1 protein-coding gene is annotated in these 283 nt (G+C 70.3%); it reads right to left on the bottom strand.

All coding sequences use genetic code 11. The features are described 5' to 3' along the window. Positions 1–30 precede the first annotated feature (30 nt). A partial coding sequence (locus tag FLQ44_RS02075) for an aminotransferase class I/II-fold pyridoxal phosphate-dependent enzyme (protein WP_147692828.1) occupies positions 31–283 on the bottom strand: 253 nt, incomplete at its 5' end.

Raw genomic sequence — 283 nt, 5'->3', positions numbered from 1 at the left:
CCGCCAGCAGCAGCAGCCAGACGCGAGCGCTCACGCAAGCTCCGCGAAGAAGGCCTGGATGCGCTTCAGGCCCTCGGCGAGCTGGGCATCGGGGCAGGTGTAGGAGATGCGCAGCGCGCGCGGCTCGCCGAAGGCCGAGCCCGGCACGCAGGCCACGCCCTTGGCTTCGAGCAGGGCCGCGCAGAAATCGACGTCATTGGCGATCAAGCGATCGCCGTGCCTGCGGCCGAAGGCACAGGCGATGTCGGGGAAGACGTAGAAGGCGCCCTCCGGCTTCGGGCAG

This window comes from Vogesella mureinivorans (assembly GCF_007644035.1).
In the GTDB taxonomy this organism is placed as follows: Bacteria; Pseudomonadota; Gammaproteobacteria; order Burkholderiales; family Chromobacteriaceae; genus Vogesella; species Vogesella mureinivorans.
The sequence above is the reverse complement of the archived record's forward strand: the minus strand, read 5'-3'. Positions and strand labels throughout refer to the sequence as shown.